Annotated in this window: 17 protein-coding genes and 2 pseudogenes; 1 reads left to right on the forward strand and 18 read right to left on the reverse strand. The window is 67.2% G+C overall.

Going from position 1 to position 22,481, the window contains the following annotated elements:
* Positions 1 to 42: 42 nt before the first annotated feature.
* The 12 genes and pseudogenes from rho to BcFMB_RS01590 all read right to left on the reverse strand — a co-directional run bounded on the left by rho (position 43) and on the right by BcFMB_RS01590 (position 12,731).
* The gene (rho, locus tag BcFMB_RS01540; RefSeq protein ID WP_232513836.1) at positions 43 to 1,947 is read right to left on the reverse strand and encodes a transcription termination factor Rho; all 1,905 of its coding nucleotides are present in this window, start codon (positions 1,945 to 1,947) and stop codon (positions 43 to 45) included.
* 319 nt (positions 1,948 to 2,266) lie between these two features.
* Complete coding sequence (locus BcFMB_RS01545) at positions 2,267 to 3,856, reverse strand: NAD(P)/FAD-dependent oxidoreductase (RefSeq protein WP_099721679.1); 1,590 nt, start codon at positions 3,854 to 3,856, stop codon at positions 2,267 to 2,269.
* A 186-nt stretch (positions 3,857 to 4,042) separates the two neighbouring features.
* Entirely contained in the window at positions 4,043 to 4,354 is a 312-nt protein-coding gene (locus BcFMB_RS01550) for a DUF2469 domain-containing protein (protein WP_024540235.1), read from the reverse strand.
* Positions 4,355 to 4,400: 46 nt separating this feature from the next.
* Complete coding sequence (locus tag BcFMB_RS01555; RefSeq protein ID WP_024540234.1) at positions 4,401 to 5,465, reverse strand: GNAT family N-acetyltransferase; 1,065 nt, start codon at positions 5,463 to 5,465, stop codon at positions 4,401 to 4,403.
* A 168-nt stretch (positions 5,466 to 5,633) separates the two neighbouring features.
* Positions 5,634 to 7,133: an Asp-tRNA(Asn)/Glu-tRNA(Gln) amidotransferase subunit GatB gene (gene gatB, locus BcFMB_RS01560; RefSeq protein WP_024540233.1), complete on the reverse strand. Its 1,500-nt coding sequence runs from the start codon at positions 7,131 to 7,133 to the stop codon at positions 5,634 to 5,636.
* Positions 7,134 to 7,154: 21 nt separating this feature from the next.
* Positions 7,155 to 8,696 (reverse strand): Asp-tRNA(Asn)/Glu-tRNA(Gln) amidotransferase subunit GatA, encoded by a 1,542-nt coding sequence (gene gatA, locus BcFMB_RS01565; RefSeq protein ID WP_099720860.1) that lies wholly within the window; start codon positions 8,694 to 8,696, stop codon positions 7,155 to 7,157.
* 1 nt (position 8,697) lies between these two features.
* Positions 8,698 to 8,994: an Asp-tRNA(Asn)/Glu-tRNA(Gln) amidotransferase subunit GatC gene (gatC, locus tag BcFMB_RS01570; RefSeq protein WP_024540231.1), complete on the reverse strand. Its 297-nt coding sequence runs from the start codon at positions 8,992 to 8,994 to the stop codon at positions 8,698 to 8,700.
* 124 nt (positions 8,995 to 9,118) lie between these two features.
* On the reverse strand, positions 9,119 to 10,006 hold the full coding sequence (locus BcFMB_RS01575; protein WP_232513837.1) for an ABC transporter permease: 888 nt from the start codon (positions 10,004 to 10,006) through the stop codon (positions 9,119 to 9,121).
* Complete coding sequence (locus BcFMB_RS01580) at positions 10,003 to 11,085, reverse strand: ABC transporter ATP-binding protein (RefSeq protein WP_099720861.1); 1,083 nt, start codon at positions 11,083 to 11,085, stop codon at positions 10,003 to 10,005. Before BcFMB_RS01580 ends, BcFMB_RS01575 begins: the two co-directional genes overlap by 4 nt.
* Before the next feature lie 121 nt (positions 11,086 to 11,206).
* Positions 11,207 to 11,473 (reverse strand): annotated as a pseudogene (locus BcFMB_RS10020) (TrmH family RNA methyltransferase); the annotation flags it as partial.
* Between the two features lie 93 nt (positions 11,474 to 11,566).
* Positions 11,567 to 12,013: pseudogene (locus BcFMB_RS10025) on the reverse strand (RNA methyltransferase); the annotation flags it as partial.
* A gap of 55 nt (positions 12,014 to 12,068) precedes the next feature.
* Positions 12,069 to 12,731, reverse strand: a complete 663-nt coding sequence (locus BcFMB_RS01590; RefSeq protein WP_099720863.1) for a type I phosphoribosyltransferase — start codon at positions 12,729 to 12,731, stop codon at positions 12,069 to 12,071.
* Positions 12,732 to 12,860: 129 nt separating this feature from the next.
* Here BcFMB_RS01590 and BcFMB_RS01595 point away from each other — a divergent pair, with 129 nt between their 5' ends.
* On the forward strand, positions 12,861 to 14,261 hold the full coding sequence (locus BcFMB_RS01595; protein ID WP_099720864.1) for an HAD family hydrolase: 1,401 nt from the start codon (positions 12,861 to 12,863) through the stop codon (positions 14,259 to 14,261).
* 163 nt (positions 14,262 to 14,424) lie between these two features.
* Here the strand turns inward: BcFMB_RS01595 and clpB are convergent, their stop codons facing one another.
* From clpB to BcFMB_RS01625, 6 genes are all read right to left on the reverse strand, one after another.
* A complete protein-coding gene (clpB, locus tag BcFMB_RS01600) occupies positions 14,425 to 17,109 on the reverse strand; it encodes an ATP-dependent chaperone ClpB (RefSeq protein ID WP_099720865.1) in 2,685 nt (894 codons plus the stop codon).
* 323 nt (positions 17,110 to 17,432) lie between these two features.
* Positions 17,433 to 18,251: a fumarylacetoacetate hydrolase family protein gene (locus BcFMB_RS01605; protein ID WP_099720866.1), complete on the reverse strand. Its 819-nt coding sequence runs from the start codon at positions 18,249 to 18,251 to the stop codon at positions 17,433 to 17,435.
* A 68-nt stretch (positions 18,252 to 18,319) separates the two neighbouring features.
* The gene (locus tag BcFMB_RS01610) at positions 18,320 to 19,165 is read right to left on the reverse strand and encodes a YggS family pyridoxal phosphate-dependent enzyme (RefSeq protein ID WP_099720867.1); all 846 of its coding nucleotides are present in this window, start codon (positions 19,163 to 19,165) and stop codon (positions 18,320 to 18,322) included.
* 148 nt (positions 19,166 to 19,313) lie between these two features.
* A complete protein-coding gene (locus BcFMB_RS01615; RefSeq protein ID WP_099720868.1) occupies positions 19,314 to 20,339 on the reverse strand; it encodes a glutamyl-Q tRNA(Asp) synthetase in 1,026 nt (341 codons plus the stop codon).
* Between the two features lie 70 nt (positions 20,340 to 20,409).
* Complete coding sequence (locus BcFMB_RS01620) at positions 20,410 to 21,309, reverse strand: DUF3152 domain-containing protein (protein ID WP_099720869.1); 900 nt, start codon at positions 21,307 to 21,309, stop codon at positions 20,410 to 20,412.
* 245 nt (positions 21,310 to 21,554) lie between these two features.
* A complete protein-coding gene (locus BcFMB_RS01625) occupies positions 21,555 to 22,289 on the reverse strand; it encodes an MIP/aquaporin family protein (RefSeq protein WP_024540220.1) in 735 nt (244 codons plus the stop codon).
* Between the last annotated feature and the right edge of the window lie 192 nt (positions 22,290 to 22,481).

Consider the following 22,481-nt stretch of genomic DNA (forward strand, 5'->3'; position numbering starts at 1 on the left):
CCAACATATATGCGGTCGTTGCGAGCCCGTGCGGGCCGCGGATCAGTTGCCGTTGAGCGAGCCGCCGCCCTGCTGCACGAGCGCCGCGAAGAAGTCGCGGTTCGTCATCGTCTTCTTCAGGCGCGGCACGAGCGTCTGGTAGGCCTGCTCCGGCTCGAGTCCGCCGAGCAGACGGCGCAGACGGTAGATGATCGGCAGCGTCTGCGGATCGGTGATGAGCTCCTCGCGGCGCGTGCCGGATGCGTTGATGTCGACGGCCGGGAACATGCGCTTGTCGGCGAGCTCGCGGCTCAGACGCAGCTCCATGTTGCCGGTGCCCTTGAACTCCTCGAAGATGACCTCGTCCATCTTCGAACCGGTCTCGACGAGCGCCGACGAGATGATCGTCAGCGAGCCGCCGTTCTCGATGTTGCGCGCGGCGCCGAAGAACTTCTTCGGCGGATAGAGCGCCTGCGCATCGACGCCGCCGGACAGGATGCGTCCCGACGCCGGTGCGGCGATGTTGTAGGCGCGCGCCAGTCGCGTCATCGAATCGAGCAGCACGACGACGTCCTGGCCGAGTTCGACGAGGCGCTTCGCGCGTTCGATCGCGAGTTCGGCGACGGTCGTGTGGTCGGAGGCGGGACGGTCGAAGGTCGACGAGATGACCTCGCCCTGCACGGTGCGCTCCATGTCGGTGACCTCTTCGGGTCGTTCGTCGACGAGCACGACCATCAGATAGACCTCGGGGTTGTTCGTCGCGATCGCGTTCGCGATGTTCTGCAGCGTGATCGTCTTGCCGGCCTTCGGCGGCGAGACGATCAGGCCGCGCTGGCCCTTGCCGATCGGCGAGACGATGTCGATGAGACGGCCGGTCAGACGGTTCGCCGTCGTCTCCATCTTGAGGCGCTCGTTCGGGTAGAGCGGCGTGAGCTTGCTGAACTGCGGGCGGCGCGCGGCCTCCTCGACGCTCATGCCATTAATCGAATCGATCGACTGCAGCGGCACGAACTTCTGCCGCTGGTTGCGGCGGTCGCCCTCATGCGGCGCGCGGATCGACCCCTTGACGGCGTCGCCCTTGCGCAGCCCGTACTTCTTGACCTGGCCCATGCTCACGTAGACGTCGTTCGGACCCGGCAGATAACCGGAGGTGCGGATGAACGCGTAGGAGTCGAGCACGTCGACGATGCCGGCGACCGGCACGAGGTCGTCGCGCTGCGCATTCGACTCGTCGTGGCGGTTCTCGTTGTCGCGGCCGCGTCCGCGGCGGCCGCCGCGCTCGTTGCGATCATTGCGGTTGCCGCGTTCGTTGCGATCGTTGCGTTCGTTGTGATCGCGCTCGCTGCGTCCGCGGCGCGTCTCGCGCGGCTCGTCGTGGCTGTGCGACGGCACGCCCGGCAGCGCGTCGAGGATCTCGTCGAGGTTGACGTTCTCGCCGGTGGGCTGCGCCGGCATACGGCGGCGGCGTTCGCCGCGCTGCTCGCCGCGCTGTTCGTCATGGCCGCGGCGCGTGCGGCGCTTCGGCTGCTTGTCGAAGTCGAAGGAGGACTGCTGCTGTTCGGGCTGCGCGGCCTGCGATTCGTCGTGGCGCTTGCGCACGCGGCGCGCGGTGACATGCATCTCCATGTTGCTTTCCGGCTTCGGCTCGTCGATGACGATCTTCATCGATGACGACGACGACGACTGCGGCGCGCTCTGCACGCGCACGGCGCGGATCGGCGCCTTCGGGCGCTCCTCGACGGCGGGCACGGCCGGTGCGGCCGCCGCGGACGACGCCGCGGATTCGGCCGGAGCCTCCTGCGCACGGTCCTGCTTGGCCGGCTTCGGCGCGCGCACGGTGACCCCCGCCGGCGCGGCCTCGCCGTTGCGCGCGGCCTGCAACGTTGCAAGCAATGCGCCCTTGCGCATCGTCGAGACGCCGCGCAGGCCCATCTGCTTGGCGAGTTCCTTGAGCTCGGGAAGCTTCATGTCTTCTAGTTTCGAGGTTGTAACCACTTGGTTGTGCCTTTCTTCGGCCATGCGCCCAGATACGGCACGATGGCTTAACACAGGGTTTTGCGAATATATGAACGGATACGAAGCAGCTAGGTCGCGTCATATCTTCGCGCAAGGAAACGTCCGAATTCATATCGGACAGGACACACCTTAGCCGAAGTGCGCGACGAAACCATGCGCAACGGCGGCCGGGCGGCGTCTCCGTCGCCCTTCCCGCGCCGGCGAGGAGAGCCGATATGGTTCCGGGCGGCTCCCATGCGCCGTGCATGGGAGCCGCCCGGAACGGTCGGCGTCACTTGGATTCGTGATAGGACTTGTCGGTGTTGACCGACCAGATGTTCTCCTTCGTCGGCTTGCCGGACTTGATGTTGCCGACGGCCTCGATTGCCGTCGCCATCGAATGGTCCATGTTGTTGTAGCGGTGCTGGCCGTTGCGGCCGACGCAGTACAGGTTGCCGAAGGAGTCGAGGTAGTCGACGATGCTCGGCATCTCGTCGTAGGTGTCGAAGTACGCCGGATACGCCTTCTTGACGCGTTCGCGGTGCGAGTCGAGCACCTCGTGCGAGCCGTTGATGACGCCCATGCGCGTCAGCTCGCTGATCGCGAAGCGCGTCGCCTCGTCGTCGGTCATGTTCCAGAAGTCGTCGCCTTCCTCGCAGAAGTACTCGAGGCCGATCCAGACGGTGTCGTCGACGTCCTGGACGAGGTAGGGGCTCCAGTTGTTGAAGATCTGCAGACGGCCGACCTTGTAGCCCGGATCCTGCACGTAGATCCAGCAGTCCGGCACGATCGGCGGGTTGCCAAGCGTCGGGACGTCGGTCGTGTTCCGGAGCTTGAGATGCTTGACGAGCAGGCCGACGGTGACGAAATCGCGGTACGGCAGGCCGTCGGCGATGCGCACGATGTTCTTCGGCGCGCGCTCGGTGCCGTCGTCGATCGCGTCGACGAGGTCCTTGATCGGCATCGACGAGATGAACTCGTCGGCCTCCATCGTCGTGCGCACGCCGTGCTCGTCCTCGTAGACGAGCGAGGCGATCCTGCCGTCGCGCTGGTCGAGTTCGACGACCTTCGCGCCCTTGATGATCGTGGCGCCGGCGTCCTCGGCGTTCTTCGCGACCGTCTCCCACAGCTGGCCGGGGCCGAGCTTCGGGTACCAGAACTCCTCGATGAGCGAGGTCTCGACCTCCTCGTCGTCGCGCTTCTTCGGCAGCAGCTTGCGGAACGCGTTCTTGAGCACGCCCATGATGCTCAGGCCCTTGACGCGCTGCGATCCCCAGTCGGCCGAGATGACCGACGGATGGCGGCCCCAGAGCTTCTCGGTGTAGCCTTCGAAGAACATCGAATACAGCTTGCGGCCGAAGCGGTTGATGTAGAAGTTCTCGAGGTTGTCCTCGGGCAGCTTGTGGAACACCGACTTGAGGTACGAGCAGCCGGCCACGACGGTGAGGCGCGGACCCATCGCCTTCAACGTGTTCATCGACAGCGAAATCGGATAGTCGAAGAAATGCTTGTTCCAGAAGATGCGCGAGACGCGGTGGCGCTTGAGCATGACCTTGTCGGTCTTCTCCGGATCGGGGCCGCCCGGTTCGAGCTCGTGCACGCGGCCGAGCTTCTTGTCGTCGTAGGACGGGGCGCCCTGCAGCGGCAGTGTCTCCTCCCACCAGCGCATGATGCGGTCGTCCTTCGAGAAGAAGCGGTGGCCGCCGATGTCCATGCGGTTGCCGTCGTGCTTGACGGTGCGGGCGATGCCGCCGAACTCCTGCGACTCCTCGAGCAGTGTGACGTCGTACCGGTCGGCGCCGCCGTCCTTGACGAGCTCCCAGGCGGCCGTGAGACCGGCGGGGCCGCCGCCGATGATGACTACGGTTTCCTTGTCAGACACGTTCACGTTCTCCTTCAACACTGGTTCTGCCGATCGATCGCTGCTGAAACATTCGCATCGCGCATCCTCGCGCCGGTACCGCGCAGGACATGGGATTGGTGTGCGCATTGATATGTCGCACTTCGCAGCAAGTCTAATGCTCCCCATGGCCATAGCGGCCACGGGGGGCACCGCGCTTCCCCGCCGTCAGATGCCGTCGGGGATGTCGATGTCGCTCTTCTGCACCTCTTCGACGTTGACGTCCTTGAAGGTCACGATGCGCACGTTCTTGACGAAGCGGTTCGAACGGTAGACGTCCCACACCCACGCGTCGGAGAGCCGCACGTCGAAGTAGACGTCCTGCCCGGCCGAGCGGACGTTGAAGTCCACCTTGTTCGCCAGATAGAACCGTCGTTCCGTCTCGACGACGTAGGTGAACAGTTTGATGACGTCGCGGTACTCCTTGTACAACGCCAGTTCGGCGTCGGTCTCATAGTTGTCGAGGTCTTCGGCGCTCATGGTTGCTCGCTTGTGCTCCTGTCCTTCGTGTCCGTGGTCCGCATGCTCACTGGTCGCCGCGCGCGGCCGCGCCGTGGCGGTTGCGGTCGCTGCCCAACGTGCGCCACCACGCCTTCTTCGACGTGTTGCGTTCGGCGTTGTTGTACGGCCATGCGTTCTCGGCGTCGACGTCGTCGCCGGCGATGCGTTCGGCATCGCGGTGCAATGTCTCGCCGAGCGTCGGCGCCTGCGCGTCGTCCTGCACGGCCTGGCGCACGGCGCCGGCGACGCGCTGGCGTTCGTCGTCGAGGTCCTTCATCAGCCCGGCCTCGCGCAGCTCCTGCTTCTTGATCGCCATCGAATGCTGGTGCAGCGACATCGCCTTCTCCATGCCCGGGTTCGACGTGATGACGTGCATGCCGAAGGCGTCCATCGCGCGCACCGGGTCGAATTCGTCGACGAGCGTGTCAAGGACGTTGAGGTCCTGGTACTTGCCGAGGCGGTTGTCCCACAACGCGTCGCGCGATGTGCCGGACGGCACGAAGCCGAGCGACTGGTAGACGGAGAAGGTGCGCGTGTTCTTCTCAGGAACGGCCACCCAGATGCGGTGCAGCCCGAGCCCTTCCGGCTGGTCGGCGAAGCCGTAGGTCATGACGCGCGGCATCGCGTCGCGTGAATAGCCGCGGCCGCGGAAGTCCTTGCCGAGCACGACCTGGATGCGCGCCGAACGCGCCCATCCGTCGATGTCGATCAGGAAGATCATGCCGAGGAACTCGGTCGCGTTGTCCGCGTTGACGGATTCGTCGTTGTCGTCGGGCGTCGTCATCAGCGCCCATGCGATCGTGCGGCGGCGCTCGGGGTCGTCGACGCCCTCGCCGACGTCGGAGCCCTGCGTCCACGCCTCGGAGCGGCGCACCCATGCGTGCACGGCCGCACGTTCCGCCACGCGGTCCTTGCCGGTGATGCCCGACGCGTTCACGTAGGCGTCAAGCTCGTCCATCAGCGGCAGATCCTGCGATGTGGCCGGCCGCAGATACACCATCTCCCCCAGAATATCGGGAATCGTGATGCGCGTGGGCAGCACGCGCGGCCGTTCCCGTTCCTCCTCGCGACGTTCGTCACTGTGCGTCATGTTGTTCCTCTTTGTTTGGCGACTGGAGCGTTCTCCCTATTCTCTCCAGTCTTGCCATTGTAGTGTACGCCGTCGTCCTTGGCGCCGGCGCGTCCAAATACGAGCCGGGGCGGCGGACGCGTCGATGCGCGTCCGCCGCCCCGGTATCGCCGATGACCGTGGGTCCGGTCAGCCCTTGATCTTCTCCATGACGATCTTCGTGACCGCCTTCGCGTCGGCCTGGCCCTTCGTCGCGCGCATGACGGCGCCGATGATCGCGCCCATCGGCTTCATGTTGCCGCCCTTGAGCTTCTCGACGACGTCCGGATTCGCGTCAAGCGCCTCCTGGACGGCCGCCTGCAGCGCGCCGTCGTCGGAGACGACCTTGAAGCCGTGCTTCTCGACGATCTCGGCCGGCGTGCCCTCGCCGGCGAGCACGAGGCTCACCGTCTGCTTGGCGAGCTTGTCGTTGAGCTTGCCGTCGGCGATGAGCTGTTCGACGTCGGCGACCGCCTGCGCGTCGATCGGCAGCTCCTCGAGGCTGACGCCCTTGGCGTTCGCCTCGCGCGAGAGCTCGCCGAGCCACCACTTCTTCGCGCCCGACGGCGTCGCGCCGAGCTTGACGGTCTCCTCGATCAGGTCGAGCGCGTCGGCGTTGATGACGTCGCGCATCTCGGTGTCGGAGAACTTCCATTCGCCCTTGAGGCGGTTGCGGCGCTCGCGCGGCATCTCCGGCATGACCTTGCGGATCTCCTCGACGTGCTCCGGCGTGATGTGGAGCATGACAAGGTCCGGATCCGGGAAGTAGCGGTAGTCGTCGGCGTCGGACTTGACGCGGCCGCCGGCCGTCGACTGCGAGGCCTCGTCCCAGTGGCGCGTCTCCTGCAGGATCTCGCCGCCGTCCTCGAGGATCGCGGCCTGACGGCGGATCTCGTACTGGATCGTGCGTTCGATGCCGCGGAACGAGTTGACGTTCTTCGTCTCGGAACGCGTGCCGAAGGGGTCGGACGGGTCGCGGCGCAGCGACACGTTGACGTCGGCGCGCATGTTGCCCTGCTCCATGCGGGCGTGCGAGATGTTGAGCGCGCGCACGATGTCGCGGATCGCGCGCATGTAGGCGCCGGCGATCTCCGGCGCGCGGTCGCCCGCGCCCTCGATCGGCTTCGTGACGATCTCGATGAGCGGCACGCCCGCGCGGTTGTAGTCGACGAGCGAATGGTCGGCGCCCTCGATGCGGCCGTCGGCGCCGCCGACGTGCGTGTTCTTGCCGGCGTCGTCCTCGATGTGCGCGCGCTCGATCGGCACGCGGAACACGGTGCCGTCCTCGAGTTCGACGTCGAGGTAGCCCTCGCCGTTCGTCGGCTTGTCGTACTGCGAGATCTGGTAGTCGCGCGGCATGTCCGGGTAGAAGTAGTTCTTGCGTGCGAACTGGCTCCACTCGTGGATCTGGCAGTGCAGCGCCAGTCCGAGCTTGATGGCGTAGTCGACGGCGGCCGCGTTGACGACCGGCAGCGAACCCGGCAGGCCGAGGCTCACCGGCGTCAGCTCGGTGTTCGGCTCGGCGCCGAAGGAGATCGGGGCCGGGCAGAACAGCTTCGTGTTCGTGGACAGCTCGACGTGCGTCTCGAGACCGATGACCGGATCGAACTTCTTGACGGCTTCGGAATACTTCATCAATTTTTCAGCCATAATATTCTCTTCCTGTCACCCTTACTTGTTGAGTCCATCGAGCCACGGCGTCTTGAGCGACTGCCAGATCGGGCCGTTCCAGTCCTCCTCGAGCGCGGCCTCGAGCGCGGCGGCCGGCTTGTACATCACCTCGTCGCGCTGCTGCGGCGCGATGAACTGGAAGCCGACCGGCAGGCCGTCGTCGGACAGGCCGGCCGGGATGCTCATCGCCGGCACGCCGGCGAGGTTCGCCGGGATCGTCGCGATGTCGTTCATGTACATCGCGAGCGGGTCGTCCATCTTCTCGCCGAACTTGAACGCCGTCGACGGGCTCGTCGGGGAGACGAGGACGTCGGCCTGCTCGAAGGCCTTGCGGAAGTCGTCGATGATGAGCGTGCGCACCTTCTGCGCCGAGCCGTACCAGGCGTCGTAGTAGCCCGCGGACAGCGCGTAGGTGCCGAGGATGATGCGGCGCTTGACCTCGTCGCCGAAGCCGGCCTCACGGGTGTATGCCATCATGTTCGCGGCCGTCTGCGGCACGTCCTCCGGAGGCATGACGCGCAGGCCGTAGCGCATGCCGTCGTAGCGGGCGAGGTTCGAGCTGACCTCGGACGGCATGATGATGTAGTAGGCGCCGAGCGCGTACTTGAAGTGCGGGCACGAGACCTCGACGACTTCGGCGCCCATCGCCTCGAGCTTCTTGACGGCCTCGTGGAAGCGCGCCTCGACGCCCGGCTGGAAGCCGTCGCCGTTGAGCTCCTTGACGAGGCCGACCTTCATGCCCTTGAGGTCGCGGTTGTCCAGACCGTCGCGCGCGGCGGCGACCATCGGACGCGGGCCTTCGGGGATCGACGTCGAGTCGCGGCGGTCATGGCCGCCGATGATCTCCTGCAGCAGCGCCGAGTCGAGGACAGTGCGCGAGACCGGGCCGATCTGGTCAAGCGACGACGCCATCGCGATCGCGCCGAAGCGGGAGACGCCGCCGTAGGTCGGCTTGACGCCGACGGTGCCGGTGAGCGCGCCGGGCTGGCGGATCGAGCCGCCGGTGTCGGTGCCGAGCGCGATCGGCGCCTCGAAGGCGCTGACGGCCGCCGCGGAGCCGCCGCCGGAGCCGCCGGGGACGCGGTCGACGTCCCACGGGTTCGACGTGCGTTGGAAGGCGGAATGCTCGGTCGACGAGCCCTGCGCGAACTCGTCGAGGTTCGTCTTGCCGAGGATCGGCATGTGCGCGACCTTGAGCTTCTCGATGACGGTCGCGTCGTACGGCGGGATCCAGCCTTCGAGGATGCGGGAGGCGGCGGTCGTCTCGATGCCCTTCGTCACGATCATGTCCTTGATCGCGATCGGGACGCCGGCGAGCTCAGGCAGTTCGGCCTTCTCGTCGTCGGACAGGTTGTCGAAGGCGTCGGCCTGCTCGAGCGCGGCCTCGCCGGCGACCTTGAGGAAGGCCTTGATGCTCGGTTCGGCGGCGTCGATGACGTCGAGCTCGGCTGACACGAGGTCGCGGCTCGAGATCTCCTTGGCGCGCAGCTTGGCCGCCATCTCGGTTGCGGACAGCTTGACGAGTTCGTTCTGGTCGGTCATCTCACTCCTCCCCCAGGATCTGCGGCGCGACGAACATGCCGTCCTCGGTCGCCGGCGCCGCGGCGAGCACTTCGGACTGGTCGAGCGGCTTGACCGGCACGTCGGGGCGCAGATAGGCCTCGAGCGGCACCGGGTTGGCGGTCGGCGGCACGTCGTCGGTCGCGACCTCCTGCACCGAATTGATCGATTCGGCGATGACGTTGAGCTCGCTCTGCATGCGGGTGATTTCCTCGTCGGTGAGCGCGATTCGGGCGAGGTCGCCCAAATGCATGATTTCTTCACGTGTGAATGTAGGCATGCCTCCCACTATACGAACCAAATGTGACGAGGCTCGTTCATCGGGCGCGGGACGGAACAACGGCGATTCCCGGCATCGCCGTCCGGGAATCGCCGCCCACAAGTCGCGTCATGCGCACCGTGCATCACTTCACGTCGTGTCGGCACATCATCAGCACGCCGATGGCGTAGAGCACGAGGCTCCAGACGACGAAGATCAGGCCGGCCACGCCCCACGACGGCTGGAACGGATGCGCGCCGTCGACGATCAGCGCCGCCGCCGCATTGTTCGAGAAGGAGCTCGCGCCGGCGCCAAGGAAGGTCGACAACGCGTTCGCCGGCAGGCAGTTGTTGACCGACGTGACCCAGACGTAGCGGCGGCCGAGCAGCTGCGCCATCTGCAGCACCGACGGCACGATCGTGAACAATACGATGACGCACAGCACGCCGCCGACCGTCGAACGGCAGATCGCGCCGAGCCCCATCGCGAGCACGGCCGCGAAGGCCATCATCGCCGGCAGGCCGAGCAACGTGACGACCGGCATCGCCGCCGGCGCGTCGCCGGCGACGGCCGTCACATCGGAGCCGAGCATCAATGCGGCGACACCCCACGCGAGCAGCACGCCGACGAGGGACGCGAGGAAGGTGACGGCGGCGACGACGAGCGCCTTCGCATGCATGAACATCGCACGGCGCGGGTTCACGGTCAGCGACGAGACGATCGACGACGAGCTGAACTCGCTCGTCAACGCCATGACGCCGAGGATGCCGACGATGACGAGCACGTTGCCGGCGCCGGAACTCGCCGTCGACCAGACGTCCGCCCGGGCGACCGGCATGTTCTCGCCGGCGAGCAGCGAGAGCATCCAACCCATCATCAGGCTGTTGAGCAGCAGGAAGACGATCGTGAGCACGCCGAGCACATAGGTCGATGTCGCGCTCCAGATCTTGCACCATTCGGCGCGCAGCGCGCCGCCGAAGGTCAGTCGCGCCGTGCGCGGCGCGCGCGGCTGGGTCGTTGCGGTCGCGCTCATCGCGCACCTCCGTTCGTCGTCGGGATGGTCGGGGCCGGCGCAGGCTGGGTCGGCGCGGACGGCCGCATGGAGGGATTCGGCATCGCCGCGGCCGGCGGCACCGGCTGTGCAGGCTGCGCGGGCATCGCCGCCACCGGCTGCAGGCCGATCGGCGTCGCGACGTACTGCGCGTGCGCGTGCGTGAGCTCCATGTACGCCTGCTCGAGCGAGACCTGCTCGCGCGCGAAACGGTAGACGACGATCTGGTTGGCGGCGAAGCCGCGCGCGACGGCCTCTAGGTCGGCGCCCTCGACGGCGAATGCGCGCGCGTCGTGCGGATAGCCGTCGGCGAGCGCCGTCTCGGTGATCCGCACGCCCGGCGAATGCGCGAACATCCGCTGCAGCTTGTCGACGTCGGGCGTGACGACCGAGATCAGCGGCCGCGAATGCTCGGCGACGAAATCGGCGACCGACGTGCAGCGAAGGATCCGCCCCTGGCCGATGATGACGAGCGTGTCCGCCGTGAGCGCCACCTCGCTCATCAGATGCGAGCTGAGCAGCACGGCGCGTCCGGCCGCCGCGCTGTTGCGGCACAGGTCGCGCACCCATTTGACGCCTTCGGCGTCGAGGCCGTTCACCGGCTCGTCGAGCACGAGGTTCCTCGGGTCGCCGAGCATCGCCGCGGCGATCGCCAGCCGCTGGCCCATGCCCAGCGAGAAACGGCCGGCCTTCGTCGTGCGCGCGCTCGCGAGCCCGGTCAGGTCGAGCACCTCGTCGACGCGCGACTTCGGGATGTTGTTCGTGTACGCGAGCGATTTGAGATACGCGTAGGCCGTGCGGTTCTTCGGCGCGCAGCGCGCGTCGAGCACGGCGCCGACGCTCGCCATCGGCGCGGCGGCGCGCGCGTAGGGTACGCCGTCGACGAGCGCGGCGCCCTCGTTCGGCGCGATCAGGCCGAGCAGGATGCGCATCGTCGTCGATTTGCCGGCGCCGTTGGGGCCGACGAAGCCGGTGACGACGCCGTCCGGCGCTGTGAAGCTCACATGGTCGAGTATCGGTTTGGCGCCGAATGACTTGCAGACGCCGTTGAGTTCCATCATGCTCGCATCGTAGCAAGCGCGCGACGGCCGATGCGGTGCGCGCCCACGATACGGCTGACGTCGGCGGCGGCCACCATCGATCACGACGACCGATCACACAGCCGCGTGTGTGCCCATCCGATCACACAGCCGCGTGCTGTGTGATCCACGCATGCATCGTCACGGCGGCGGCGGCGCCGGCGTTGATCGAACGCACCGAGCCGAACTGGCTGATGTAGACGACGTCGTCGGCGAGTTCGAGCGCCTTGTCGGACAGTCCCGGCCCTTCGGCGCCGAACAGCAGCAGGCAGCGTTCGGGGAAACGGTAGGTCTCGATCGGCACGGCGCCGTCGATGATGTCCATCGCGATGACCTTCGCGTCCTCGGCGGTGCGCAGGTCGCGGCGCGCGTACAGCAGTTCGCGCGCCGCGCTCCGCTCGTCGAGGTCGCCGGCGTCGCGCGCACGCTCGATCATGTCGACGCGCGAGCGCGCCTCGTCGCGCTCGTCGGCGATGCGCCGGCGCCAGTCGTCGACGCAGTCCCGGATCGACGGATGGTTGACGACGTGCTGGTACAGCTCGGTCATCAGCGCGCCCTTGCGGTTCCATTTGTGCGGACCGACGATGTGCACGCGATTCGCTGTGAACGCGTTCGCCGTGCGCACCATCGACCCGATGTTGAAGTCGTGCGTCCAGTTCTCGATCGCCACTTCGAACAGATGGCGACCGCGGCGGTCGAGGTCGGCGCGGATCGCGTCGACGCTCCAGTAGCGGTAGCGGTCGAGGACGTTGCGCCGGTCGCCGTCGTCGAGCAGCGCCGCGTCGTAGCGCGCGTCGTCGGGGCGCGGCTCGCCGGGATGCTCCTGCTCCCACGGCCCGACGCCCACCTCACGGAAGGTCGGCTCGCCGGAGGCCTTCGCCGCCACGTCGATCGGATTCGGTTCGTGCATCTGCTCACGCTCGCCTTCGCGTCAACTGGGCCATACAGGTCATGTCCGGCGCCGCTCAGTGCAGCTCGGACTCGTGGAAGGTCTCGACGAACGGCACTTCGGTGGCCTCGCCGCTGACCGGGTCGACGACGCGCACCGTCGGCTTCTCCATGTCGACGCCGCCGATCAGCGACGTGATCGCGACGACGTCGGCGCCCTGCGCGTCGACGATGCTGAAGTCGAGGCTCAGCTCGTTGCCGTTGCGCAATGTGACGAGCGACGACGTCTGCACATAGGATTTCTCGGACAGCCACGAATCGACGAGGACGACGCGCTTGCCTTGGATCGACGGCCCCTTCGTGGCCGGATAGACGAAGTCCATGACGAAGCCGTCGAGCGCCTCGCCGCGCGAGGCGGCGGCGTGCATCAACGAGCAGACGATCGGCACGGCGGCGGCCGTCAATGCGCCGACGGCGTCGAAATCGTCGATCGAATAGCCCTGCTCCTCGAGCGTGTCGAGCATGATGTGGCCGATGAGCGACGCGCCGCGGTGGTCGAAGGTGATCGGCGACAGCTCGGAGAACGGGCGGTCGGCCATATGGGCGCGCAGCAGCGTCTTGAGCTGGTCGCGCGGCTCCATCAGTGCGAATGCGGCCTCGTCGACGTTGGTCGGCGCGGCGTCCTCGTCGTGCCGGGAAGCGGATGCGGTCTTGCGGAACGTGGAAGCTTCTTCACTCATGTACGCCAGCGTAGCCGTGCGCCACGTCAAATCGGCCGGCGCCGCCGTCCCCCTCGCGTACAGTGGTGATGTCGAAAGAGTTGGTGTTGCCGGTCATCGGCAGGGTCACGAAACCCAGGGAGCGACCATATGGGACTGAATCTGTTCATCGCGGTGATCTGCGTCGTCGTGGCGCTGCTGCTGACGTTCCTGACGATCCGTTTCTTCTTCGGCGCCCGGGCGCGCGCCGCCGACGCCGAGACCGGCGCGTTCCGCGACCAGCCGGAGCAGGAGCCGGTGCACGCCGGCGACACATTGCGCACGCGCCGCTCCGACAACGCCGCGAGCATCCGCCTGCTGACGACGCAGGTCGTCGTCGCCGCCGTGCTGACGCTGCTCGTCATCATCCCCGACCTGCTGCATATGATGCGCCCGTCGATCGTCCCCGGCTGGCTGATCGCGCCGTGGCTGCAGGCGATCATCATCACGCCGGTCATGTTCTACAGCGGCTACCCGATCCACATCGACGGCTGGTCGGCGATCCGCCGGCGCGTGCCGAACATGAACTCGCTCGCGTCGGTCGGCTCGGGCGCCGCCTACGTCTACAGCCTGCTCGTGTGCTTCGCCGAGGACCTGCTGCCCGATTCGATGCATGACGTCTACTTCCAGGTGACCGGCGTCATCATCACGCTCGTGCTGCTCGCGCGTCTGATGAGCGACCGCTGGCTGCCGCGCCGCGCCGCGTTCCCGCTGCAGACGAAGGTCGACCGCCTGTCGCGCATCCTCGTGCCGATCGTCTTCCTGATCGCCGTGTGGACCTTCGTCGTCTGGCTGATCTTCGGCCGTCAGCCGGCCTTCGCTCGCGCATTGCTCATCGCGATCGGCGTGCTGATCATCGCCTGCCCGGTCGCGCTCGGCTGGGCGGCGCCGCTCGCCGCGACCTTCGCGACCGACCGCGCGCACCGCGCCGGCATGCGCGTCCTGACGACGAGCGCGCTGCAGCAGGCGCAGGACGTGCGCGCCGTCGTCTTCTCGTCGACGCTCGCCGACGCTTCACGTGAAACCATCGACGCGCTGCTCGACGCCGGGCTGGGCGTCGACGTCGTCGATGCATCCGACACCGACGACGCGGTGCGGCGCATCGGCGAACGCCGCGCGAAGCTCGACATCGACGGCGACGACGCGGCGCTGCTGTTCGTCGGCGACGGCCACGAGGATGTCGCCGTCCGCAACGCCGCCGACATCGCCGTCGTCGTCACGAAGGACGCCGACGCGGACTTCGTGCACGCCGACGTCGTCACCGACGAGCCCGGCGGAGCCTGCGTCCCGCAGCTGATCCGGCTGTCGAAGGCGATGGTGCGCAACATCCAGGAGAACGCGATCTGGGCCTTCGTCTTCAACCTCATCGGCATCCCGATCGCCGCCGGCGTCCTCTACCCCTTCACCGGCTGGACGCTCGACCCGAGCCTGGCGGGCCTCGCGATGTTCCTGTCGTCGCTCGCCGTGCTGCTCAACGCGCTGCGGCTGCGGCACGCGCACATCGACCGCTGAGCGCTTCCGAATACGACGGAGCCCCGGTGGGCACCTCACAGGTGCCCACCGGGGCTCCGTCGTCATTGTCGTCATGTTGTCGCCGTCATCGTCCGCGACCGGTGGACGATGACGGCGGGGCCACGCTCAGCCGCGCGACCTCATGCGACTCGCCTCACACGGCTCACTTCGCGCTGTCGTCGGACTGCGCGCCGCCGTCGATCTTCACCTCGGTGTCGAGCGGATTGGCGTCGCCCTCCATCGGATCCTGCTGATGCACGGACAGCTCGAGGTGTTCGCCGCCGGTGTGGTCGACGAGCACCGTCTCGCCGTCGTGCACCTTGCCGGCGAGCAGCATGCGCGCCAGCTGGTCGCCGACCTCGGTCTGCACGAGGCGGCGCAGCGGACGGGCGCCGTAGGCCGGATCGTAGCCGGTGTCGGCGAGCCATTCGCGGGCGGCCTCGGTCACGTCGAGCGTGATGCGGCGGTCGGTCAGGCGCGACGCGACCTGCTTGACCTGCAGGTCGACGATCTTGCCGAGCTCCTGACGCGTCAGCGGATGGAAGATCACGAGGTCGTCGAGACGGTTGACGAACTCCGGGCGGAACTGCGTGTGCACGGCGTTCATCACCGCGTCCTTCTTCTCCTGTTCGCTCAGGTCGGGATTGACGAGGTACTGCGAGCCGAGGTTGGACGTCATGATCAGGATCGTGTTCTTGAAGTCGACGGTGCGGCCCTGGCCATCGGTCAGACGACCGTCGTCGAGCACCTGCAGCAGGATGTCGAAGACCTCACGGTTCGCCTTCTCGACCTCGTCGAAGAGCACGACCGAGTACGGACGACGACGCACGGCCTCGGTGAGCTGGCCTCCCTCCTCGTAGCCGACGTAGCCGGGGGCCGCGCCGATCAGGCGGGACACGGACGACTTCTCCATGTACTCGCTCATATCGATGCGGACCATCGCCTTCTCGTCGTCGAAGAGGAACTCGGCGAGCGCCTTCGCGAGCTCGGTCTTGCCGACGCCGGTCGGTCCCATGAACAGGAACGAACCTGTCGGACGGTTCGGGTCGGAGATGCCGGCGCGCGAGCGGCGCACCGCGTCGGAGACCGCCTCGACGGCTTCCGGCTGGCCGATGACGCGCTCGTTGAGGTACTCCTCCATATGCAGCAGCTTCTCGTTCTCGCCCTGCATCAGGCGGCCGACCGGGATGCCGGTCCATTCCGAGATGATCTCGGCGACTGAATCGGCGTCCACATGGTCGGGAACCATCGGCTCCTCCTTGTGCGCATACTCGGAGGCCTGCTCGTCGGCCGTCTCCGCGGCGGCGAGCTCCTTCTGGATCTGCGGGATCTCGCCGTAGAGGATGCGGCTCGCCTGGGCGAGGTCGCCGGCGCGCGTCGCCTTGTCGGCCTCGACGCGTTTCTCGTCGAGCTTGGCGCGCAGGTCGCCGACCTTGTTGCGGTCGGCCTTCTCGGCGTCCCAGCGTGCCTTGAGGCCATGCAGCTGCTCGCGACTGTCGGCGAGTTCGGACTGCAGCTTCATCAGCCGTTCCTTCGACGCCGGGTCCTCGGCCTTCTTGAGCTGCATCTCCTCCATCTCAAGACGCGTGACCTTGCGCTGCAGCTCGTCGATCTCCTCCGGCTGCGAATCGAGTTCCATGCGCAGATGCGCGGCGGCCTCGTCGACGAGGTCGATCGCCTTGTCCGGCAGCTGACGGCCGGTGATGTAGCGGTTCGACAGTGTCGCGGCGGCCACGAGCGCGTCGTCGCCGATCGTCACCTTGTGGTGCGCCTCATAGCGCTGCTTGAGGCCGCGCAGGATCGCGATCGTGTCCTCGACCGACGGCTCGCCGACGAAGACCTGCTGGAAGCGGCGTTCGAGCGCCGGGTCCTTCTCGATGTGCTCGCGGTACTCGTCGAGCGTCGTCGCGCCGATCAGGCGCAGTTCGCCGCGCGCGAGCATCGGCTTGAGCATGTTGCCGGCGTCCATCGAGCCTTCGGCCGAACCGGCGCCGACGACGGTGTGGATCTCGTCGATGAACGTGATGATCTGCCCGTCGGACTGCTTGATCTCGTCGAGGACGCTCTTGAGGCGCTCCTCGAACTCGCCGCGGTACTTCGAACCGGCGACCATCGAGCCCAGATCGAGGCTGATCAGGCGCTTGTTCTGCAACGTGCTCGGCACGTCGCCCGCCACGATGCGCTCCGCGAGGCCTTCGACGACGGCGGTCTTGCCGACGCCGGGCTCGCCGATGAGCACCGGGTTGTTCTTCGTACGGCGGGACAGGATCTGGATGACGCGGCGGATCTCCTGATCGCGGCCGATGACCGGATCGAGCTTGCCTTCCTTCGCGCGCGCCGTCAGATCGGTCGAGAACTTCTCGAGCGCCTTGTACGAGGCCTCGGCGTCCGGGCTCGTCACCTTCGCGCCGCCGCGGATGCCGGGGATCTGCTCGCGGATCTTCGCGGCGGTCACGCCGTTGGCGTCGAGGATCTTCGCGGCGTCGTTCGGCGTCGCCTCGGCGATGCCGAGCAGCAGATGCTCGGTGGAGACGTATTCGTCGCCCATCTCCTTCATCGCGGCCTCGGCCTTCGCAATCGCGGCCGTCAGCTGACGGCTCGCCTGCGCCTGCGTCGTCGACGATCCCGACGCGCTCGGCAGCGCGACGAGCGCGTTGCGCACGGCGGCGCCGATCGTCTGCACGTTGCCACCGCACGCCTCGATCAGGCCACGGACGACGCCGTGCTCCTGACGCAGCAGCGCGTCGAGCAGGTGCAGCGGCTCGACCTGCGGGTTTCCGGCCGCCGAAGCGCTCTGGATCGCGTCACCGAGCGCCTCCTGGGCCATTGTCGTGAATTTCTGTTCCATATCATCCTCCATTGCTGCACATGGGCGCGTCGCGCTCTCGGGCTGTGCATTGCGCACGTCCGGGGAGCGTCCGCGCACCCACGGCTTCATTTGTCTGATATTGTCAACCGACGCCGCAGATCACTTATTCCCAAAACTTGAGCGAATCTCACTCAAGTTTCGTGATTCGATGAAGGCTACCGCTTCGACGGACCATCCTCTGCAATTCTGACGCAGAATACAAAGAAGGCCGCCCGCTTTCAGCGGACAGCCTTACCTGATGCCCCATCGCAGCGCGACGCGCTAGGCGGCGGAGGAGGAAATGCTCGGCCGACCTCCGTCGTTCACGCGCGCACGACGACGTTGCGCAGGTCGCCGATGCCGTCGACGTGCACGACCGCCTCGTCGCCCGGCTTGAGGCTGCCGGACGCGTCCGGCGTGCCGGTGAGAATGACGTCGCCCGGCAGCAACGTCGCGAAGCTCGAGATGAACGCGATCTGCTCGGGGATCGAATGGATCAGATTGGCCGTCGTGCCGCTCGCCTTCTCGACGTCCTCGCCGTTGAGCGTGAACGAGATCGCCGCGTCACGCCAATGGAAGTCGTCACGCGTCACGATCCACGGGCCGAGCGGGCACGACGTGTCGAAGCCCTTCGCGCGCGTCCACATCGGGTCGGCGCCCTGCAGGTCGCGCAGCGTCACGTCGTTGACGCAGGTGAAGCCGAGGACATGGTCCATCGCCTCGTCGACGCCGACGTTCTTCGTGATGCGGCCGATGACGACGGCCACCTCGGGCTCGAAGTTCATGTCGTCGGAGCACGCCGGGAACACGATCGGGTCGTCCGGTCCGATGACCGACGTCGACGGCTTCATGAAGACGACCATCTCCTCGGGCGCATGCCGCACCGTCGACTGGCCCTGCTCGAACATGTAGTTCGCGTGCGCCTCGTAGTTCTTCGCCAGTCCGTACACCTTCGACGGGATGACCGGCGACAGCAGCCGCACGCCGTCCGCGTCGAGCGGGATGCGCTCGCCGGTCGGCCTCACCTGGCCGCCGAAGGGGTAGCCCTCGAGCACGACGAGATAGTCCTTGTCATCCGCCTCGTCGGTCTGCACGAAGGCATACTGGGGCGTGTCCTCCTTGGAAAAACGTGCAAGTCTCATACGGCACAGTCTACAACGGCGGCGTCCCGCGCAGGACGCGCGCCGCGGACGCCATCGTCCCTCGTCGTCTACTTGAACGCGCGCTCGCCGAAGATCGCCGTGCCGACGCGCACGATCGTCGCGCCTTCGGCGATCGCGTGCTCCATGTCGCCGCTCATGCCCATCGACAGTTCGGCGCAATGTTCGGTGCCCTCGGCGTGCGAGTCGCGCACGCGGTCGCGCAGGTCGCGCAGATGTGCGAAGCCGCGACGCACGACCGCCTCGTCGTCCACATGCGCGCCGACCGTCATCAGCCCCTGCAGTTCGAGCCCGTCGATTTCGGCGATCCGCAATGCCAGTTCGAAGGCCTCGTCGGGGTCGCAACCCGACTTCGTCGCCTCGCCCGATTCATTGACCTCGAGCAGTACGCCGACGTCGGCGCCGCGCGCTGCCGCACGCCGCCCGATCTTGTGCGCCAGCTCGAGCGAATCGACCGATTCGATGACGTCGGCGTCCGGCAGCACCTTGTTGATCTTGTTGCTCTGCAGCTGTCCGATCAGATGCAGCGGCAGATGGTCGAGCGCCTCCGGATCGTCGGTCAGGTCGAGGCTTTCGACCGTCTCCACGTCGTTCGCGCCGAGCACGATGCCGCGCTGCCCGCAGGCGTAGCGCAACCCGTCGATCTTGGCGGCGATCTCCTGCGGCCTGTTCTCGCCGATCATATGCACGCCCGCGTCGATCGCGGCCATGATCTCGCCGACGTCACGCGTCTTCGTCGCCGCGAGCAACGTGACCGAGCCCTCCTCGCGTCCGTTCAGCATCTCCGCGCGCGCGATGCGGTCGAGCACACGGTGCACACCGTCGGCGATCCGACCGGCGCGCGCCTCGTCGATCGTCTCGTTCGCGAGGTCCTTGTAATCCATATATGCCGTCATGACGTTCCCATCACTCGTTTCCCGAGGTCGTACGGCACGCTTTCCTCTGTCCGTCCCGCACGACCTTACCTTACCTCAATCCGGCATCGCATATGCCGGATGCCCGCGCATGTCCCACTCATCTTCACGCGTCGATGACATGCGCCGCTCACATCGCCAGCAGCCGCGCGCCGATGTCGTCGGGCACCTTCAGATCGCGGCCGCGCACGGCGCACGCCCGCCGCCAGTCGAAACATGCGAGCGCCTCCGGCGCATCCATCGCGCGCGGACGCTCGACGAGCCCGAGCGCCCACGCGCAGTAGCCGACGACGGCCTGCGGGCGCACGCCCTGCTCGCGCAGATGGCCGAGGTCGAGCGAGCGGACGCGTTTCGCGAGCCGCACGCCGGCGGCGTTGTCGAGCAGCGGCAGATGCGCGTAGTCGGGCGTCTGCGCCGGCGTCCACCGCACGTCTCCGCCAGAACCATCGGGACCGCCGCCGATGCCGCAGTCGAGCAGCCGCTGGCGCAGCCAGATCTGCAGCGCCGTCGACCGCAGCAGGTCGCGGCCGCGCACGATGTCGTCGACGCCCATCAGCAGATCGTCGAGCGTCACGACGAACTGATACGCGTACAGGCCGTCCGAACGGCGCAGCACGACGTCGCCGAGCGCGGAGCCGAGGTCGTAGTCCTGCGCGCCGTAGACGCGGTCGTCGAAGAGGATGCGCCCGTCGCGCGCGCCGGCGTGCGGCGCCGCGAGCCGCCATGCGTGGCGCTCGCCGGCGCGTACGCGCGCGGCCGCCTCGTCGGGGTGTTCGTCGTGCAGCCGCCGGCAGGTGCCCGGGTAGACGATGAATCGGTCGCCCTCCTGCGGCGCCGACGCGGCGCGGATCTCGGCGCGCGAGCAGAAGCACGGGTAGAGCAGCCCGGCGTCGCACAGCGTCGCGAAGACCTCGTCGTAAAGCGCGGTACGCCGCGACTGGTAGACGACGTCGCCCGACCAGTCCAGCCCGAGCCACGCAAGATCGTCGCGGATCCATGCGTCGGCGCCCGGCATGACGCGCGGCACGTCGATGTCCTCGATGCGCAGCCGCATCTCCTCGCCGCGTGCGCGCGCGGACAGCCACGCCGCGAGCATCGCGTACGCGTTGCCCAGATGCATGCGCCCCGACGGCGTCGGCGCGAACCTTCCGCTCATCCGCGGCCCGCCTTTCGATTGTCGTTCGCAGTCCTTCGCATGGTCATGGAGTCATATGGTCGTGGTGACGTCATGCCGGCGACCCGACGAAGTTCGTCCACAGTTCGCTGTCGAGCGGCCACTGGTTGATCGTGCAGCTGTTGAGGAACATCGACTGCTCCTGCATCAGCGGCGCCGCCTTGCCGTCGCCGCCGCACGCCTGTTCGTTGTCGATGTGTCCGAGCGCATGGCCGACCTCGTGGTTGATGACCATCGTGCGGTAGCCCGCGAGCGTGCCGCCCTCCTGGAACCAGTGGTCGACGGCGCCGTCCCAGCGTTTCTTGTTGATGATGACGTCGGCGCCGACACGGCAGCTGTATTCGCTCGAGCAGTACGTCGAATACGTCGGCAGCTTCTCCGGCGCGGCGAGCGTCACCGTGATGTCGCAGCCGTCGGCGACCTGCTGGAAGACGACGCCGGCGCGCGGCCATCCGCGCGGATCGTTGAGCACGCGGTCGACGGTGTTCGCGAAGGCCGATTTGTCGCCGACGTCGCCGTTCGTCGCGACACAGTACGTCATCTTCGTCGCCTGCGCGCCGCTGTGCTCAGCCGGCTGCTTCGCCTTGGCGTAGATCTGCTTGCGCTGCTCGGCCGACATCGGCGCGGCGAGCGCGTCGAGTTCGCGCTGTGCGGCCTCCTTGCGACGATCCTCGTCGCTTTTCGGCTGCGGCTGCGATGGCTCCGGCTCCTTGATCTGCCCGTTCGCGAAGGCCATGCGCAGCGCCTTCGTGAAATCGATGCTCGCCGTCGCGGCGCCGCCTTCCTCCAGCGCCGCCGTGACGCGCGCCACCGACGCGCCGGTGCTCGCGGCGACGCCGACGACGAGCAGCACGAGCGCGATGGCCGCGACGATGCGGCGCACGAGGTAGCGTCGGCGCAGACGCCTGTGGTGGCGCCGACGAGAGGTCCTGTTCATGTTCGCACTACCCATGACTCATCCGTTCCCGTATGCCTGCACTGTCGTTGCCGTCGATCTTCCGTAAGTCCGCATCGTCTTGCGTCGTTCATCATATGTGCCGTCGCCCATGTCGCCACGACGGTCGCGGACGTGGCCGCGAATCGTTGCACCCACTATAGCAACGACGGCGAAGCATCGGCGCCGGAACATCACGAAGCGGCCCGTGGGATGACCACGGGCCGCTTCGGAAAACGGATCGGATCCGGGAAACCGGTGGATCAGATCGCGAACAGCACGTTGAACAGCCAGCAGCCGAGCATACCGCCGAGGATCGGCGCGACGACCGGGATCCACGCCTCGTTCCAACGCGACGAGCCCTTGTGTGGGATCGGCAGGATCTGGTGCAGCAGACGCGGCATCAGGTCGCGGGCCGGGTTGAGACCAGGACCGGTCGGGCCGCCGAGCGAGCAGACGAGGCCCCAGACGATGAAGCCGACGACGATCGAGGCGGCTGCGTAGTTCGTCTTGCCCCACTGCAGTTCGAGGCAGCACAGCGCGCCGAGGACGAGGATCATCGTGCCGACGAACTCGTTGATGAAGTAGTTGCGGCGCGTCGCATAGGCGTCGGTCGTGCAGAAGGTGCCGAGGATCGCCTCGGCGCTCTCGGTCTCCTTGTAGTGCGGGTAATAGCAGATGTAGACGATGAGCTGGCCTGCGGCGGCGCCGAGGATCTGCGCGCAGATGTACGGCAGCACCTGGCTCCACGGGAACATGCCGTTGACGGCCTGCGCGAGCGTCATCGCCGGGTTGATGTGCGCGCCGGAGACGCCGCCGAACATCAGCACCGGGAACATGACGCCGAAGCCGTAGCCCATCGCGATGTTGAGCCAGCCTGCGTTGTGTCCTTTCGTGTTCTTCAGCTCGACGTTGGCCACAGCGCCGTTGCCGAAGATCATGAGCACGGCGGTTCCGACGAATTCGGCCGCCAACTTGGTGAACAATGAGTATTCCACGAGGAATTTCCTTATTTCTGTATTCTCTACTCTCGAACGGTCTCGCAGCCTCCCGAGGATGCAACGAGCTAGTTCAGCGTACGCCTAGGAGTGCCCTGCGCCCCATGCCCCGTCCGCACCGTGGCCCACCCTGCGACGCCGATGGAAGTGCCCACGGCGGCGCAAACGTTGGCACGGATTCGCGACGTTCGA

Origin of the sequence: Bifidobacterium choerinum (genome assembly GCF_002761235.1) — a bacterium.
GTDB classification, from domain to species: domain Bacteria; phylum Actinomycetota; class Actinomycetes; order Actinomycetales; family Bifidobacteriaceae; genus Bifidobacterium; species Bifidobacterium choerinum.